This is a genomic window from Novosphingobium humi (genome assembly GCF_028607105.1).
Classification (GTDB): domain Bacteria; phylum Pseudomonadota; class Alphaproteobacteria; order Sphingomonadales; family Sphingomonadaceae; genus Novosphingobium; species Novosphingobium humi.
Genome location: NZ_CP117417.1, coordinates 2,127,761 through 2,143,325 on the forward strand (window position 1 = coordinate 2,127,761; position 15,565 = coordinate 2,143,325).

General features: G+C 63.9%; 12 protein-coding genes. 5 read left to right on the forward strand and 7 right to left on the reverse strand.

Translation table 11 applies throughout. The annotated features are described in order from the left end of the window. The first annotated feature begins 193 nt into the window (after window positions 1-193). Window positions 194-1,237 (forward strand): LacI family DNA-binding transcriptional regulator, encoded by a 1,044-nt coding sequence (locus PQ457_RS09925; RefSeq protein ID WP_273616719.1) that lies wholly within the window; start codon window positions 194-196, stop codon window positions 1,235-1,237. A gap of 3 nt (window positions 1,238-1,240) precedes the next feature. On the opposite strand, the gene PQ457_RS09930 is transcribed toward PQ457_RS09925, so the two are convergent. Genes PQ457_RS09930 through PQ457_RS09940 form a run of 3 tightly spaced genes read right to left on the reverse strand, consistent with a single transcriptional unit; the run spans window position 1,241 to window position 6,454 of the window. Beyond that, window positions 1,241-2,560: a spinster family MFS transporter gene (locus PQ457_RS09930; RefSeq protein WP_273616720.1), complete on the reverse strand. Its 1,320-nt coding sequence runs from the start codon at window positions 2,558-2,560 to the stop codon at window positions 1,241-1,243. Window positions 2,561-2,588: 28 nt separating this feature from the next. Further along, the gene (locus tag PQ457_RS09935) at window positions 2,589-4,034 is read right to left on the reverse strand and encodes a DUF1593 domain-containing protein (RefSeq protein ID WP_273616721.1); all 1,446 of its coding nucleotides are present in this window, start codon (window positions 4,032-4,034) and stop codon (window positions 2,589-2,591) included. Window positions 4,035-4,057: 23 nt separating this feature from the next. Further along, entirely contained in the window at window positions 4,058-6,454 is a 2,397-nt protein-coding gene (locus PQ457_RS09940; RefSeq protein WP_273616722.1) for a TonB-dependent receptor, read from the reverse strand. A gap of 374 nt (window positions 6,455-6,828) precedes the next feature. On the opposite strand from PQ457_RS09940, the gene PQ457_RS09945 reads away from it, so the two are divergent. The 4 genes from PQ457_RS09945 to PQ457_RS09960 all read left to right on the forward strand — a co-directional run bounded on the left by PQ457_RS09945 (window position 6,829) and on the right by PQ457_RS09960 (window position 12,419). After that, window positions 6,829-8,910, forward strand: a complete 2,082-nt coding sequence (locus tag PQ457_RS09945; RefSeq protein ID WP_273616723.1) for a beta-glucosidase — start codon at window positions 6,829-6,831, stop codon at window positions 8,908-8,910. A 391-nt stretch (window positions 8,911-9,301) separates the two neighbouring features. Continuing rightward, window positions 9,302-10,273: a serine O-acetyltransferase EpsC gene (gene epsC / locus PQ457_RS09950; RefSeq protein WP_273616724.1), complete on the forward strand. Its 972-nt coding sequence runs from the start codon at window positions 9,302-9,304 to the stop codon at window positions 10,271-10,273. A gap of 218 nt (window positions 10,274-10,491) precedes the next feature. Further along, window positions 10,492-11,334, forward strand: a complete 843-nt coding sequence (locus PQ457_RS09955) for a 23S rRNA (adenine(2030)-N(6))-methyltransferase RlmJ (RefSeq protein ID WP_273616725.1) — start codon at window positions 10,492-10,494, stop codon at window positions 11,332-11,334. 323 nt (window positions 11,335-11,657) lie between these two features. Beyond that, the gene (locus PQ457_RS09960; protein ID WP_273616726.1) at window positions 11,658-12,419 is read left to right on the forward strand and encodes a helix-turn-helix domain-containing protein; all 762 of its coding nucleotides are present in this window, start codon (window positions 11,658-11,660) and stop codon (window positions 12,417-12,419) included. 415 nt (window positions 12,420-12,834) lie between these two features. On the opposite strand, the gene PQ457_RS09965 is transcribed toward PQ457_RS09960, so the two are convergent. The 4 genes from PQ457_RS09965 to PQ457_RS09980 form a co-directional block, all read right to left on the reverse strand. Beyond that, window positions 12,835-13,131 carry a type II toxin-antitoxin system RelE/ParE family toxin gene (locus PQ457_RS09965; RefSeq protein WP_273616727.1) on the reverse strand — a complete coding sequence of 99 codons (297 nt, stop codon included), beginning with the start codon at window positions 13,129-13,131 and terminating at the stop codon, window positions 12,835-12,837. After that, window positions 13,128-13,385 (reverse strand): type II toxin-antitoxin system ParD family antitoxin, encoded by a 258-nt coding sequence (locus tag PQ457_RS09970; protein ID WP_273616728.1) that lies wholly within the window; start codon window positions 13,383-13,385, stop codon window positions 13,128-13,130. Before PQ457_RS09970 ends, PQ457_RS09965 begins: the two co-directional genes overlap by 4 nt. An 87-nt stretch (window positions 13,386-13,472) precedes the next feature. Next, the gene (locus PQ457_RS09975; protein WP_273616729.1) at window positions 13,473-14,276 is read right to left on the reverse strand and encodes a DNA adenine methylase; all 804 of its coding nucleotides are present in this window, start codon (window positions 14,274-14,276) and stop codon (window positions 13,473-13,475) included. A gap of 174 nt (window positions 14,277-14,450) precedes the next feature. Beyond that, window positions 14,451-15,557, reverse strand: a complete 1,107-nt coding sequence (locus tag PQ457_RS09980; protein ID WP_273616730.1) for a phage portal protein — start codon at window positions 15,555-15,557, stop codon at window positions 14,451-14,453. Window positions 15,558-15,565: the final 8 nt, after the last annotated feature.

A 15,565-nucleotide genomic window follows, 5' to 3' on the forward strand; every position in this document is an offset into this window, starting at 1 on the left:
CTCAACACGGAAACAGATTTGGCTCTGCATCCTCATCTGGCGAAAAGTGATGGTCCGCGCAACCTAAAAATTGTAGCGCTATACCAGAGTTTCGCAATCGAGGGCTTGCGCTCTGCCCCTGCTCTCTCGTAGCGCTGAAACGACAGGGGGCCAAACTGTTGCCGGCCCGATCACGAATGGACCGATGCCGATCATGTCTAACCCCATCCCCGCCCGGTCCCGACGTTCGCGCCAGAGCATCACCATCCAGTCAGTGGCGGATCTGGCCGGGGTCAGCCCGATGACCGTGTCGCATGTGCTGAACGGCACGAAAAGTGTGCGCGAGGCGACGCGGGCGGCGGTTTTGAAGGCGGTCGAGGAACTGGGCTATGTGCCCAATGCCGCCGCCCGGTCTTTGGCCAGCGCGCGTAGCCCCCGTATTGGCATCGTCTATCGCAATGCACAGAACGCGTTTCTCTCGGCCATGCTGGTGGGGGCGCTGAACGCCGCCGCGCGCGCGGGCGCCCAGATCATCATCCGCAAATGCGACGATCTTTCGGCCGCCGCCGCCATAGAGGCTGTGTCCTCCCTCGTGCGCAGCGGGGCCAGCGCGATCCTGCTTGCCCCGCCCTATAATGAAATGCTTTCGGGCAGCCCGACCATCGCGGGGCTTGGCGTGCCGATTGCCGCGATTGCCTGCGGGCGGGCGCTGGATGACATGGACGTGGTGGGCATAGACGAGCGCGGCGCGGCGATGGACATGACCAATCACCTGCTCGACCGGGAATACAGGCGCATCGGTTTCGTGATGGGCGCATCGACCCATTCGGCCAGCAAGGCGCGTTTCGAGGGCTATGGCGCAGCGCTGGCCGCGCGGGGGCTGGCGCTGGACCCGACCTTGATCGCGCCGGGCGATTTCACCTTTGAATCGGGGCTGAGCGCGGGCGCCGCCCTGCTCGATCTGAAAAACCCGCCCGATGCGATCTTTGCCAGCAATGATGACATGGCGGCGGGCGTCGTGCTGGCCGCCCATCGCCGGGGCTTGCGCATTCCGCAGGATGTCGCCGTGGCCGGGTTTGACGATGCGCCCATCGCGGTCAAGATCTGGCCCCCGCTGACCACGGTGCGTCAGGATATCGACCTGATGGCCGCGCAGGCGACCAACTGGCTGGTCGAGCGCCACCGCGACGGCGAGGCCGACCGCCCCTTTACCGCCCAGTGGCACAACTATCAGATCGTCACGCGCGAAAGCACCTGATCGTTACTGAGCGGCAAGGATGCGCCGGTAATCGCGCATCCCCATCCACAACAGCACCACCGAGAGCGGCGAGGCCACCGCGCAAACCAGCGAGATCGCCAGATTGAGCGACTTGGGATCGTGGAACCAGTAATCGGTGACCAGCGCGATGGCAGTCGGGCCAAGCGCCGCGCCGATCAGGTTGATCGTCAGCATATAGGCCGCCGACATCAGCGCGCGCATCCGGTTGGGCGTCAGTTCCTGAAGCGTGGCAAGGCCGCCGCCGTAATTGAACCCGGCAAAGAAGTTCATCACCCCCACCAGCGCCAGCGCCACATAGGGATAGGGCATCAGGGGAAAGCCAATGGTGATCGGCACCAACATGCAGAAGCCGAAAAGCGCGGCCACCAGATTGCCATGCGCCATGCCCCGGCGGCGCAGCAAAGTGGCGACATAGCCGCCGGTCAGCGCGCCGGTCGTGCCGCACAGGAAGATGACCGGCCCAAGGATCTTGCCCACCGAGGCCGTGGTCCAGCCATAGGTGCGCTCAAAGAAAGCCGGGACCCAGACCGCCGTGCCGTTGCCGACAAGGATCATCAGCGCAAAGCCCAGCATGATGCCGATATAGGCCCGGCGGCGCGCGCCGATATGGGCAAAGAATTGCGAGAGCGGCGCGCTCGGTTCCCTGGCGCCCACGCCTTGCCGCGCCGGTTCGCGGATCGAGAAGGTCACCGCCGCCAGCAGGATGCCCGGCAGGCCCAGCAACAGGAACACCAGTTGCCACCCCTTCATCGCGCCCAAAATCGGCAGGGTGATCGAGGCGGTCGGCTGGATATGGGTAAACACCACGCCGCCAATCACCAGCGCCGAGGCATTGCCCAGATAAATGCCGATCTGATAAATCGACATGGCCAGCGGCAGGCGCTCCTTGGGGAAATAATCCGAGAGCAGCGAGAGGGCCGAAGGCGTCAGCCCGCCCTCACCCGCGCCGACGCCCACGCGGGCGGCAAAGAGCATCGCAAAGCTGCGCGCCAGACCGCAAAGGCTGGTGGCCACGCTCCACACAAAGATCGCGCCCGCCACGATGTTGCGCCGGTTCGACCTGTCGGCCAGACGCGCGATAGGCAGGCCCACGGCAATGTAGAACAGCGTGAAGGACAAGCCATAAAGCAGGCTGATCGCCGTATCGGAAATGCCCAGATCCTGCTTGATCGGCTGAACCAGCAGGGCCAGCGCCTGACGGTCGATAAAGGCCAGCGTGTTGGCCAGCATCAGCACAATGGCCACCCACCATGCGCGGCCCGCCGAGGGCCATGGGACGGAAGATTGCTCGGGGGTTTGCATCTTTGTCTGCTTTTCCAAAAAGTTGGGCCTATTGCGCCGGCTTTGCCGCCGCGACGGGTAAAACGGAGATGACGATACGCCGATAGGCCGTCATCGCGGGCGCGCCGCGGTCGGACAATTCGAGGATGACATGCAGGTCGCGCGGGGCATTGACCGTCGGCATGGTCATCGCCGTGGCCATGGCGTCGGGCGCGGCAATAGCCACCGGGGCCTGCGGCGGAATGCCGCCGACATCGCGATATTGCCACCAATGGGCGGTGATCGCATCGCCATCGGGATCGCGCGATTGGCTGGCATCGAGGCGGATGGTTTCGCCCGCCCGCGCCGTCATGCGCAAGGGCGCATGGCCGCTCTGGCCGTTGACCACCGCCATGGGCGCATGATTGGCCCGCGCGCGATCCGGCGTCAGCGTCCATGCCATGCGCGCGGCAAAGTCATTCTGAAAGGCGCCGCGCCAGCGATAGATGGTCGCCTGATTGCCTGCATAGGTCGCGCCGTCGCGGGTGAAGACATCCTTGGTGTCGGCATGCAATCCGGCCCCCGGAACCGCCACCATATAGCGGCCGCCCCACGAGCCCCAGTCAGGCCTTTCGGGATCTGACAGGCCGTTGGGGATCATATAGAGCAGCGATGGCGTGTCGCCCTCCATGATGAAGGTGGGCAAGGGATAGAGCGCGCCCAAAGGCCCGCGCCGGATATTGGCCTCCAGCCATGGGTCCATCACCTTGTCGCGGTCGGGCCATTGTTCGGGACTGCGCCGGTCGCCGGAAATGCCGGTCCAGGCGGCCATGTTATATTGGCCCCAACCGTGGATGCTGGCGATCCAGAACAGCGAGGGGAAATTGCGGCGCGCCCATGGCCCGGCGTCATCCTGATCGGAAATCGAATAGACGCGCAGTTTGCTCAGGAAGCGGGCCTGATCGGCCGGGCTGCGCGTGGCGCGGATATACCAGAGGGCCTGCGCCAGATCGGTGACGCCGCTCCATGCCAGGACCCAGAGCGGGCGCGTCGCGCTGCCCGCGTCGACGGCGGCGATGATGGCGGTGCTGGCCTTGGTGTCATGCCCCTTGCCAACGCCCTTCATGCCATAAAGCGGCGCGCCCGCGAGGCGGCGCTGGCGCAGGGTGTCGGGCGATGGATAGCCATTGGCGTGATGGGTCAGGTTGGGCCAGACCTGCGCATAAGCATCGAGGCGCTGGTCGATCAGCTCGGGGCGAACCCGGTCGCGCTGCCACGTCGATGTGGTGGCGATGATCGCGGCAATGTCGAATTCATTGGCATAGAGCAGCAGGCGGACGAGGCTTTCGGAATCGTCGGGCTCATTGCCGATGTCGGTCAGGATCAGGATACGTGGTTTGACTGGAACTGGCGCAGCGGCCTGCGCTGGATGGGGCGTCAGGCCAAGCGCGGCCAGCCCCAGCCAAAACCGTCTGCGCGCCGGGAGGGAAAACCCGGCCCGCAGGAGGGAAACCAAGGGCGAGAGACCGCCCCCCCGCATCAGAAGCGGAAGCCCACGGTCGCGCCGAAGTAACGGCGCGAGTCCTTGTTGAAGTTCGCCCACAGGTCGCCCGAATTGGCCGTGTTGGCCAGCAGCGTGCCGTGGTTCAACTGGGTGTAGTAATTCTGGTTGAACATGTTGCGCACAAATACGGTCGCGCTCCAGCGGTTGTCGGGGCCATGCACGCCGATGCTGCCGTCGACCAGGGTATAGGCGCCCTGCGCCAGCATCGGGTCCTGATTGAGCGCGAAGATCGTCGAGCTTTGATAATTGAGCGCCATCTGGATGAACCCCGTCAGATTGCCGAAGTCGCGTTCATAGCGCGGGATGATGCCAAAGCGATAGGCCGGAGTTGCCGGAAGCTTGCCGCCCACCACATCGATGATCGCGCTCGACGTGCTGGTCACGCCGCCGCTCGTGGTCTGCTTGAGATAGCAGGTGTTCGACGGGAAGTTGGAGGAATAGGTCGAGAGGCCCGTCTGCTGCTGGATGGCGCAGCTCTGGCCCGGCACGTCGATGGTGGCGTCGGTATAGGAGAAATTCGCGCCGATGCTCAGCCCCTGAACCGGGCGCAGCGTGGCTTCGATTTCGACACCCTGCGAACGCGACTTGCCCGCATTGGCCAGCACGGTGTTGAACGTGCCGGTCGCAACGTCCGTGACCAGCGCCTGCACCTGAAGGCTGGTGAAGTCCGAGCGGAAGAGCGCGGTGTTGATGTCGAGCAGACCGCTCGCCGCCGACCACTTCAGGCCCAGTTCGTAAGCATTGACGTGTTCAGGCGCCAGACCCGTTTGCGTGGCAAAGTTGGTGCCGATGTCGATATCCAGCGCAAAGGCCTTATAGCCGCGCGTATAGCTGGCATAGGCCTGAAGGTTGCGGTTGAATTCATAGCGCAGGCCCGCCTTGCCGGTCAGCGCCGACCCGCTGCGGCGGGTGGTGCCGTTCGAGACCACCGTGCCGGGGAAGAGCACATCGCCGCTGTTGATCGGGCCGTAATTGCTGCCGGTCACGCGCTGGGCTTCATACTGTTCGCGGATACCGGCGATGACGTGCAGGCCGCCCACGGCGCGCCAGTCGATCTGGCCGAAACCGGCGATATTGTCGCCCGCATAGGTACCGTTCATCCCGGCCGACTGGCTGATCTGCGTGCCCGAGCAGGCAGCACCGATCGAGGCGCCCGACGAGCAGGTCTGGCGGCGGCGCGACTGATAGCGGTTGAGGTTGATGTGGTTGTAGAACACGCCAGCGACATAGGTCAGGTCGCTGTTGCCGTTCGAACCGATGCGCAATTCCTGCGACCAGTTGTTATAGGCGATGTGGTTGAAATTGTCGTTCCACGCCGAATAGGCAAAGGCGCCGACATAGCGGTTGGGGTTCGAGGCGATCTGATCCGGCTCGAACTGGTCGGAATCGGTGAAGCGCTGGAAAGCGGTGATCGAGGTGACCGTGGCCTTGCCCAGATCGAGGTCGCCCTGAAGCGAGACGATGTTGGTGGTGGTGCGGTAATAGCCCGCGCCATCGTTCGACACGGTGCGGTTGGTCGGGCTGGCCGAAATATTGCCCAGCAACGTCTGCATGTTGGGCGTGGTGATCCGCACCGGCACGCGCGAGCAGCAATCGGCATCCGTGCTGTTCATGTCGGCCAGCAGCTTGATCTTGAGATTGCTGGTGGCATCCCATTCCAACTTGCCGCGCAGGCCCCAGCTCTTGACACCATTGGTGTTGCGGCCGGTGTTGGCGTTGTAGATGAAGCCGCCCACGTCATTGTAATAGCCGCTGATGCGGCCCTTGACGTTTTCGGACAGCGGGCCGGACACCGAACCCTTGACGCGATATTCGCCCTTTTCGGCGATGGTAGCGTCGAAATGGCCGGTCAGGTGGTTGGTGGGCGCCTCGGTCACGATGTTGATGACACCGGCGGTCGCGTTCTTGCCGAACAGCGTGCCCTGCGGCCCGCGCAGCACTTCGACGCGCTGAAGATCGGCAAGGTCAGCAAAGCCCTGCACCTGGCGCGGGGCGACCACGCCGTCGACCACCACGGCCACCGCCGATTCCACGCCATAGCTGAAGAGCTGGGTGCCCACGCCGCGGATGCGGAAGCTGGAATTGCCCGGACCATTGCCCGCCTGATAGGACAGCGCGGGAACGGCGCGCGTCAGGCTGGCGGTGTCGTTGATCTGCTGATTGGCCAGGCTGGCACCTGACACGGCGGTCACCGCCAGCGGCACCGCGACCAGACGCTCGGAACGCTTCTGCGCGGTCACGACGATATCGCCGGGCGCTTCGGCGGCGGGCTCGGCCGGGGTTGCGGGCGCGGCCTGCTGGGCCAGCGCGGGCGTGGCAACGGCCAGCGCGGCAAGGCTGGACACAGCGAACAGGTGTATAGTCTTGATCATTCTCGGATACCTCCCGGTGGCGCGTTGGCCGGTGGCGCATCGGGCAGGCGAAGGAGGCCGGTTGCCGCCTCAATATCCCCATCTCCCAATGCCTTGTTCAGGCTTTTTCTCAGATGCTCCGCGCTGATACGTGGATTAGCGCTACACCTTATGGCGCTCTAGTCGTGCCAAAATGCGCCGCTGTCAAGGGGGTGACGCGAGGATGCACCACGGTTCACCGCAGACCCCTGACGCGGGAACCTCGGAAATTCCTCAGATTTATCGAAGCGCCCTCCGCTCTCGACAAATTTGACGGCATCAGCTAGCGCTGGTTTAGCGGTATTCAAAGCTTTGCCCAATTCCGCCCCAATATCACCTGAGAGGACCCCTTGCGCATGACCGCCCCTACCCTGCCCCCGCAATCTACTGAAACCCAGCAGACTGTCGCGGCCGAGGTCGAAGCGCTGCTCGCGCAGATGACGCTGGCCGAAAAGGTCGAGATGATGTCGGGACAAGGGTTTTTCACCGCTTTGCAGGAAGACAACCGCGTGTGGGGTGCCCGCCCCTATCGCGCGGGCAGCGGCAATGCGCGACTGGGCCTTTCGCCTCTGTGGTTCACCGATGGCCCGCGCGGGGTCACGCGCGGCAGTTCCACCTGCTTTCCCTGCACCATGGCGCGCGGGGCCACGTTCGATGCTGATCTCGAACTGCGGATCGGCGAGGCGATGGGCATCGAGGCGCGCGCGCAGGACTGCAATTTCTCCGGCGCGGTCTGCATCAACCTGCTGCGCCATCCGGCATGGGGCCGCGCGCAGGAAACCTATGGCGAGGACCCCTGGCATCTGGGCGTGATGGGCGCGGCGATGGGCACGGGCATCCAGACCCACAATATCATCGCCACGGTCAAGCATTTTGCGCTGAACTCGATGGAAAACGCGCGTTTCAAGGTCAATGTGCTGGCCGACGAACGGGCGCTGCACGAAGTCTATCTGCCCCATTTCAAGCACTGCCTTGATGCGGGCATCGCCAGCGTGATGACCTCATACAACAAGGTGAATGGCGAATATTGCGGTCAGGACCGCGTGCTGCTGACCGAGATCCTGCGCGATGAGTGGAAGTTTGAGGGCTTCGTCCATTCCGACTGGGTGCGCGGGGTTTACAAGGTCTATGGCGCCTCGGCGGGGCTGGATATCGAAAATCCCGAACCTTTGGTCTTTGGCGAAAGGCTGGTCACGGCGGTCGAGGAAGGTCTGGTCGAACCCTATGTCGTAGACCGGGCATGCCGCCGCATCCTGACCACGCAACTGACCTTTGCCCGGCGTGAGGACCCGCTGCCCGCCTATGGTAAGGAACTGATCGCGTGCGATGCCCATCGCGCCTTGGCGCTGGAGGCGGCGCGCAAATGTGCGGTGTTGCTGGAAAACGATGGCATTCTTCCGCTATCGCGTGAAAAGATCCGCAAGCTGGCGGTGCTGGGCGTGCTGGCCGCGCTGGAAAACACCGGCGACAATGGATCGAGCCGCGTGCGCCCGCCCTATATCGTCACGCCACTTGAAGGGCTGCGCGCGATGCTGGGCGAGGAAGCCGTTCTCCATGCCGACGAGAGCGATCTGGAGGCCGCGCGCGCCGCCGCCGATGCATCCGATGCGGTGCTGGTTGTGGCGGGCTATACGGCCAAGGAAGAGGGTGAGTATATCCTTGGCGACATTGCCCTTGGCGCCGACAAGAAGCCGCGCGGCCCCAGCCTCTCGCCCACCCCCATCGGCGGCGACCGTGTGGGCCTGACCCTGCCCGAGGCGCAGGTGGCGCTGATCCGCGCGGCGGCATCCAGCGGCAAGCCGGTGGTGGTGGCCATCGTTGCCGGTTCGGCGGTGATGGTCGAGGAATGGCGCGGCGATGCGAACGCCATCCTGATGAGCTTTTACGCCGGTATGGAGGGCGGCACCGCATTGGCCGAAGTGCTGTTTGGCGATGTGTGCCCCTCGGGCAAGCTGCCCTTTACGGTGGCGCGCGATGCGGCGCATTACCCCTTCTTCGACCGCGATGCGGAAGAGATCACCTATGACCTCTGGCATGGCTATACCAAGCTGGAGCGTGAAGGCATTGCCCCGCGCTATGCCTTCGGTCATGGCCTGTCCTATGCCACCTTTGCCTATAGCGCGCTGAACGCTCGCGTGGCGGGCGATGCGATCGAGGTTTCCGTGGCGGTGCGCAACACCGGCGATGTGGCCGCCGACGAGGTGGTGCAATGCTATATCGGCGCGCCGGGCGTCGAGGCCGAGCGCGCCGTCAAGCAATTGCGCGGTTTTGCCCGCGTATCGCTGGCGCCGGGGGAAACGGCCATTGCGCGCTTTACCGTGGCGCTGGACACGATGCGCTGGCGCGCGGGTCGTGGATGGCGGCTCGAACCCGGAACCTATCGGGTTTACGCAGGGGGCAGCAGTGCCGCCTGCCTCCAGACCAGCGTCGAGGTTTGACGCGCGGCATCCGAAACACCAGCGAGGAGGGGCGTCCAACCGGGCGCCCCTTTTTTCTTGGCCCCCAAGTTTTTCTTATCCCGCGCCAAACAAGCGTTGCTGGATAAATCTCAACTCATTCAGTAGAGGTTTTGACGTCCGGCGGGGTTCTTCCCTCCCTCCCCCGCCGGGCCGCGGCTTTTGATCTCCCGTGTCAGCTTGCTCCGCGTCACCAAAGGCTAAAGCGGCACGAGGCTGACGGCGCGTTTCCCGCTCCTTGTCTCGTGCTTTGTTGCACAGACAGGATGATGTGAAATGCCGATTGCCGTATCCCGCCCCCGCCCCGTCCCTCTCCGCCATTTGGCAGGTACGCCCTTGCCGCATCCCTCGTGGCGGCCTACCGGATCATCTCATGACGCAAAACATCCCATCAGCGCATCAGAATTCTGGCAACGCCTCGGGCTCTGAACCGCCTTTGGTCGATCTGCCCGCGCTGGCGGACGCTTTGCGCGGGCGGCGGCATCAGTGGCGATTGTCGCAGGACCATGATTCGGCCTATGGCGCGCATGGCTTCCCCTCGCGTCTGGCGCTGGGTCAGATTCTGGACAATCTGGCCTCGGCGCTGTTTCCGATGCGGCTGGGCCCGCGCGGGCTGACGCTCGACACCGAGGATGCCTTTGTCATCGCCTCGCTGCGCCGCGCCCTGCCCGATCTGGCGGCGCAGATCCGCATGGAGTTGCACGCGGGGCGCGCCCAGAACGAGGCCGAAATTCACGCGCAGGCCAATGCCATCGTCGCCACGCTGGCGCACAGTCTGCCCGAAGTGCGCCGGTTGCTCGACACTGATCTTGAGGCCGCCTTTGCCGGCGATCCGGCCGCGCGCACGGTGGATGAGGTGCTGCTCTGCTATCCTTCCCTGACCGCGATGCTGCATTATCGCATCGCCCATGTGCTCTACGCCCATGGTGCGCCGCTGGTGGCGCGGATCATCACCGAGATCGCCCATTCGCGCACCGGCATCGACATCCACCCCGGCGCCACCATCGACGAGAGTTTCTTCATCGACCATGGCACCGGCGTGGTCATCGGCCAGACCGCGATCATCGGCAAGCGGGTGCGCCTGTATCAGGCCGTCACGCTGGGCGCGCGCAGCTTTGCCTCGGATGAGAGCGGGCGCTTGCTCAACACGCCGCGCCATCCGGTGATCGAGGATGATGTGGTGATCTATGCGGGCGCGACGATCCTTGGCCGCATCACGATTGGCGCGGGCAGCGCGATTGGCGGCAATGTCTGGCTGACCCGCTCGGTCGCCCCGCGCAGCGTGGTGCGGCAAGGCACGCCCAGCATTTCGATCGAGACCGACCCGCTGGCCAACTGGCCCTAGGCGGCTGCGGGATGGGGCTTTGCGCCCCAAACGCAGGGCCTAAAGCTCGGCGAAAACGGCCAGATTGGGCGCAGGCTGGAGGCCCGACGCGCAGAAGGGCTTTGAAGATTTGCGCCCTTCTCTATATGAGCGCTCAATTGATTGCTTCAATCGCGTCGCGTCAGGCTCCCGCGCCCGGCATTCCGTATCATGGCAGATCGTCAGAATTTTACATCACAATGAATTATCGTCATTCTTTCCATGCCGGCAACAGCGCCGATGTCGTGAAGCACAGCCTGTTGATCGCGTTGGTGCGGGCCTTGCAGCAAAAGCAGAGCGCGCTGACCCTGATCGACACCCATGCCGGCTGCGGGCTATACGACCTGAACGGCGAGGAGGCCGGACGTACCGGCGAGGCCGCGCAGGGCGTGCTGCGGGCCTTTGCCGACGCGAACCCCTTGCTGGACGATTATCGCGCCGCCGTGCAGGCGGTCAATGCCGGGGTGAATATGGGCGATGGGCCGCAGCTCTATCCCGGATCGCCAAAGTTTCTGGCCCAGCTTCTGCGCCCGCAGGATTTGCTGATCCTGAACGAGAAGCATCCTGAAGACGTCCATACCCTGCGTGTTGCCATGCGCGGCACGCCCGCAGCCGTGCATCAGCGTGACGCCTATGAACTTTGGCTGGCGATGGTGCCGCCCCGCACCCCGCGCGGCGTGGTGGTGATAGACCCGCCCTATGAACAGACCGACGAACGCGCGCGTATCACGGCCACTCTGGCCGCCGCGCACCGCAAATGGGCGCATGGCGTGACGGTGATCTGGTATCCGCTGAAAGAGCGGCCCACGCATGCGCAGTGGAAGCATCAATTGCGCAAACTGGGCATCCCGAAATTCCTGACCGTAGAGCATTGGCTTTATGATCGCGATCAGCCCGGCATCTATAACGGCGCGGGCCTGTTTATCGTCAACCCGCCCTACGCCTTCACGCAAGGACTGCCGCCTCTTCTCGAAGCCATGCGCGCCGCACTGGCTCCCGAAGGGCACCGGGGCGAACTGACAGCCGAATGGTTGGGCGGTTAAAACAGATCAAAATCGCCCCATCCTGCCCATTGCAACGCTGGCGCGCGGCGATGCTGGCCGCGACACCCGTCCGGTCGCGGATTTCGGCAAACCCTTCACCGCAGCCGCCAACCAATTTTGGCCCAGGCCTGCGAAAAGCTCGCCACAGTGAGCAAACCACTTTCAAACATAAGATTTTTGAGAATTGGTGCACCCGACGGGATCGCAGTAAATTCCTTTTTTAATAGACTTAGCTTGGCGAACCCCTCCTATGGCAATGACGGGTTTCTGCGGGTTTCCGGGAAAAATGGCGAACCGTTTTCCGGCCGATTTGGACCCCGCGCATGAGCGCGCATGCCATCGGCGAACTGGTGGGCTGGCAGGTCCAGAAGCTTGAACGCGGCGAGCGGATCGCCGACCGCGTACGCCGCGAGAGCTATGATGAGAACGACCGCCGCGCGCAGATCTTTCGCCCGATCTGCGGCGGGCGCACCGCCGACGCGCTGCGCTGGCGCGACAAACTGCTCCAGGTCGCGCGCGAATATAACACGCTGCACAAGTGCAAGGGCGAACGCGAAGGCCCGCTGGGCAGCAACGGCCTTTGGGTGCTGGAGATCCTCCTCTCGCTGGTCGATTTCGCCTCGGGCCGCTGCGATCCCGCGCTCGATACCATCTGCGCCAAGGCCAAACTGGCCCGCGCCACGGTGGTGCGCGCGATCGACGCGTTGCAGGATCACGGCTTCCTGCAGAAGGTCCGCCGCACGCGAAAGACAGGCATGGCCCCGACCGAAGGCCCGCAACGCCAGCAGATCAGCAACGCCTATGCCTTCGCCGTGGCGTTGAAGGATAAGGTGCGTCAGCGCTTTCAGCAACTCGTCGGCGGGCGCAAGCGCGCGCGAGAGATCCGCGAGGCCAAGGAGCAAGCGGCACAGGCCCGCGCCGAGGCTCTCGCCGCCCCCACCTCGCGCCTGGGCAGCATGCTTCTGCCCGGCGACCCCAAACTGGCGCGCGAACTCGACCGCCTCGGCGCCCACTTCGAGGCCCAGACTGCGAGTTCAGCCAATAGGGAGTACCCCGCCCTAGAATCTAAAGGGGAAAAGGAATGATGCAGCTTGGAGCTGCATCATGCGTCATTGGACGATAAAATGCGTGCGGAAAGGTCAAATTCGGCCCCTGCGGCGGTGTTTGCGGCACCGTCGGACGGAGCGGCATGGCCGCTCCTGGGCTTCCCAGAGGGGAAGCGGGCAAAGTTTGCGCCAGACCGGCGGGCGTTACCCTTTGCCGAGAGGGGTTGCGCACGGAAACGCACGGATGGCCTGCACCGGCCATCACATCGAAATGTGCGGATTTCCGGCGTTTCCGGCTGCACAAACGCGGCTCATTTTGCACATTTTTCGATGAAAAAGGCGAAAGCGAGGCGTGGGGGCGAGGGCGTTTCGAGGCAGAGCGGCGCGGCGCTCAGCGGGCGCCGGGCCCGATCAGTCCGGCGCGGTGCCCCTCAGCCCCGGAGCGCAGCCGCCATCACGACGGGAACAGAATGGAGGTGTAATTCTGGGCACCGTGCAGGATATGCAGGATGATCACCCTGTCCGGCTCAACGCGGTAGAAGATCAGATAGTCCCCATGTCCCCGTCGCCTGATGCCGGTCGCTTCATAGCGAGGCACCATCGGAAAGCGTTCCGGCATTTCTGCCAAGCCCAGACATTTCTCGCGCAACTCGCGCAGAAAGCTCAGCGCCCTTGTGGGATTGTCGCGGGCGATGAAATCACCGATGGCCTCAAGATCAAATTCCGCCTCGGCGGTAAGGAGGACGATCATTCGTCCGCTGCACCCATTGCGCGATATTTCGCTTCAAGCCGGTCAAAGACCGCATCGGCCGGGGTTGTGCGTCCGGCTTCGGCATCGGCCAGACCGCGCGCGATCGAGGCATCGAGCGCGGCCAGACGCGTTTCCCTCTCATGGATGAGCCGCACGCCCTCGCGCAGAACTTCGCTCTTCGAATTGTAGCGCCCCGTCGCAACCAGGCTTGCCACAAATTGCTCCAACTGCTGTCCGAGATCCGCGCTGATCATGGCCTAAACACTCCTGTCTGGACCATGATATAGCACCTTATCAACAGTTGATAAAGGCGCCGCATTTTTTCAGCGGCGCCCATCCCCTCACTTGCTGATAATCACCTCCCGCCCGGTCATCGCCTTGGCCTGCCCGCCGATGGTGTAGCGCACGCCCACCGCCTCGATGTCAAACCCGGCGAAGATCCGGCGCACCTCGGGCCGGTCATTGAGCGAGAGGATAAACCGCCCGCTGATCCCGCGCAGCACCTGCGCCATCTGCTCGAACTCCTCGCGCCCGAACATGCCCTTGCCGTAATCGCCCTCGCAGCCGTGATAAGGCGGATCGAGATAAAACAGCGTCCCCGCCCGGTCATAGCGCGCGATGAATTCCGCCCAGGGCAAACGCTCGATCACCACGCCCGACAGGCGCTCATGGGCGGCCTCGACCATCGGCCCCAGCTTGGTCACATCGAATCGCGCCGGGCCAGTAGGAATGACACCAAAGTTGCGCCGGGCCACATGGCCGCCAAAGGCGAGCCGCTGGAGATACAAAAACCGCGCCGACCGCTCCAGATCGGTCAGGCTTTCGGGCGGTAAGGCGGCCAGCTTTTCAAACCCCGCCCGGCTGGTCACCTGCCAGCGCAGCATGTCCATGAAGGGCTGGTAATGCCGCTGCACCACTCGAAAGAAGGTCGAGACGTCCTCGCTCCAATCGTTGATGACCTCGGCATTCGGGCGTCGGTCGCGCCGGAAAAACACCCCGCCCATGCCGACAAACACCTCGGCATAGGTCGCGTGGGGCATGGCGTTGATCCGCTCGACCAGGCGCCGCGAGAGGTTGCGCTTGCCCCCGATATAGGGCGCCAGCGGACGCACCGGCGCGACCTTTTCCGCCACCATTGCATCCATGTTGAAAGAAAACGGATTCGACTCCTGCATGTTCAAACTCTCATAGGCCCGCCGCCAGCGTTGGCACGGCGGGATGGCCCCAAGGCGGGACCGATTGGGACATGACGAGGCAATTCGTCGGATTGGGGCGCGCCAACGCCCCATCCCCCGCCGCATCAACCGGCGGGATGGATCTCAAGCCCGCCGCGCGCCTCCCGCGCTTGCCGCAGGCACAATGGTGCCGTCCTGCTGGATCAGCCTCCCATCGGCGCAGGTCCAATCGCGGAAAGACAGCAGCGGCACCCCGAACCAATCGTTCATGCGCAGCATCCGGCGGATGATCGGGATGATCTCGGTCAGGTAAAAGGTATCGAGCGCCTCGCTCACCTTGCCAAAACCGCCGCTGTTCTGGGGAATGATCCCGATCAGCGGCGGCGGGGTGCGATGCGCGGCCAGCATGTCGTCGCGGCTGATACCCTTGACCGCCGTGAACTCGTCATGGGCCGTAATGCTTCCGATCGGCAGGATCTGGACCCCGTCCTTCTTCCCACCCGGCGCATAGATCAGCAGGTTCTTGAAATTGCCCGCCCCCTTCGAATCGCGCATCTTGGCGGAAATGCTGTCGACGGTTTCCTGATCGAACAGTTGCTCGTTGATATAGAGGATGAAGCCCGCATGGTTGCCGTTGAGGTAATAGCGCCGCCGAAACAGCGTGGCATTTTCCGAGAGCAGCGCCGATTGCAGCGCCGAGAGCCATTCGGGCAGGCCATAGATCTCCTGCGCCACATCGGGCTGCATCAGATGGAACACGCGCCCCGGCGCAAACTGATGCTCCTGCCCCAGCCCCATGTTGACGAACCAGAACGTGTCCGCCGCCACCCCGGCCCGCGTGTGGACCGCCGGGCTGTGCTTGGCCGCCGCAATCCGGCCCGACAGGTTCGGCACGTTCTCCAGATAGGCATTGCCCATCTGCACAAAATCCAGCGCGAAACGCTCGAAATCATCGCCGCTTAGCCAGCGAGTGGCCACCATCTGCTGCACCAGCAAATTGACCCGCAAAGCCACAGCCGAGCGGTGATAGGGCGAGACGTTGAACACCTGCGCCAAGCGCCCCATCGGCAAAGGCGGCTCATACCAGCGCCCGTTATGCCATACCTCAAAATAGGCCGACAGCTCGCGCCGATCGAGCACGCTCTCGGCATCGCCAAAGGTGAACACATCGCCGCGCAAAGGCGCATCGGCGCGCGCAGGCTCCCCTTCCTGCTCGATCAGGGCCAGTTCGGTCGAAGGCGCATCACTCATCAATCAGG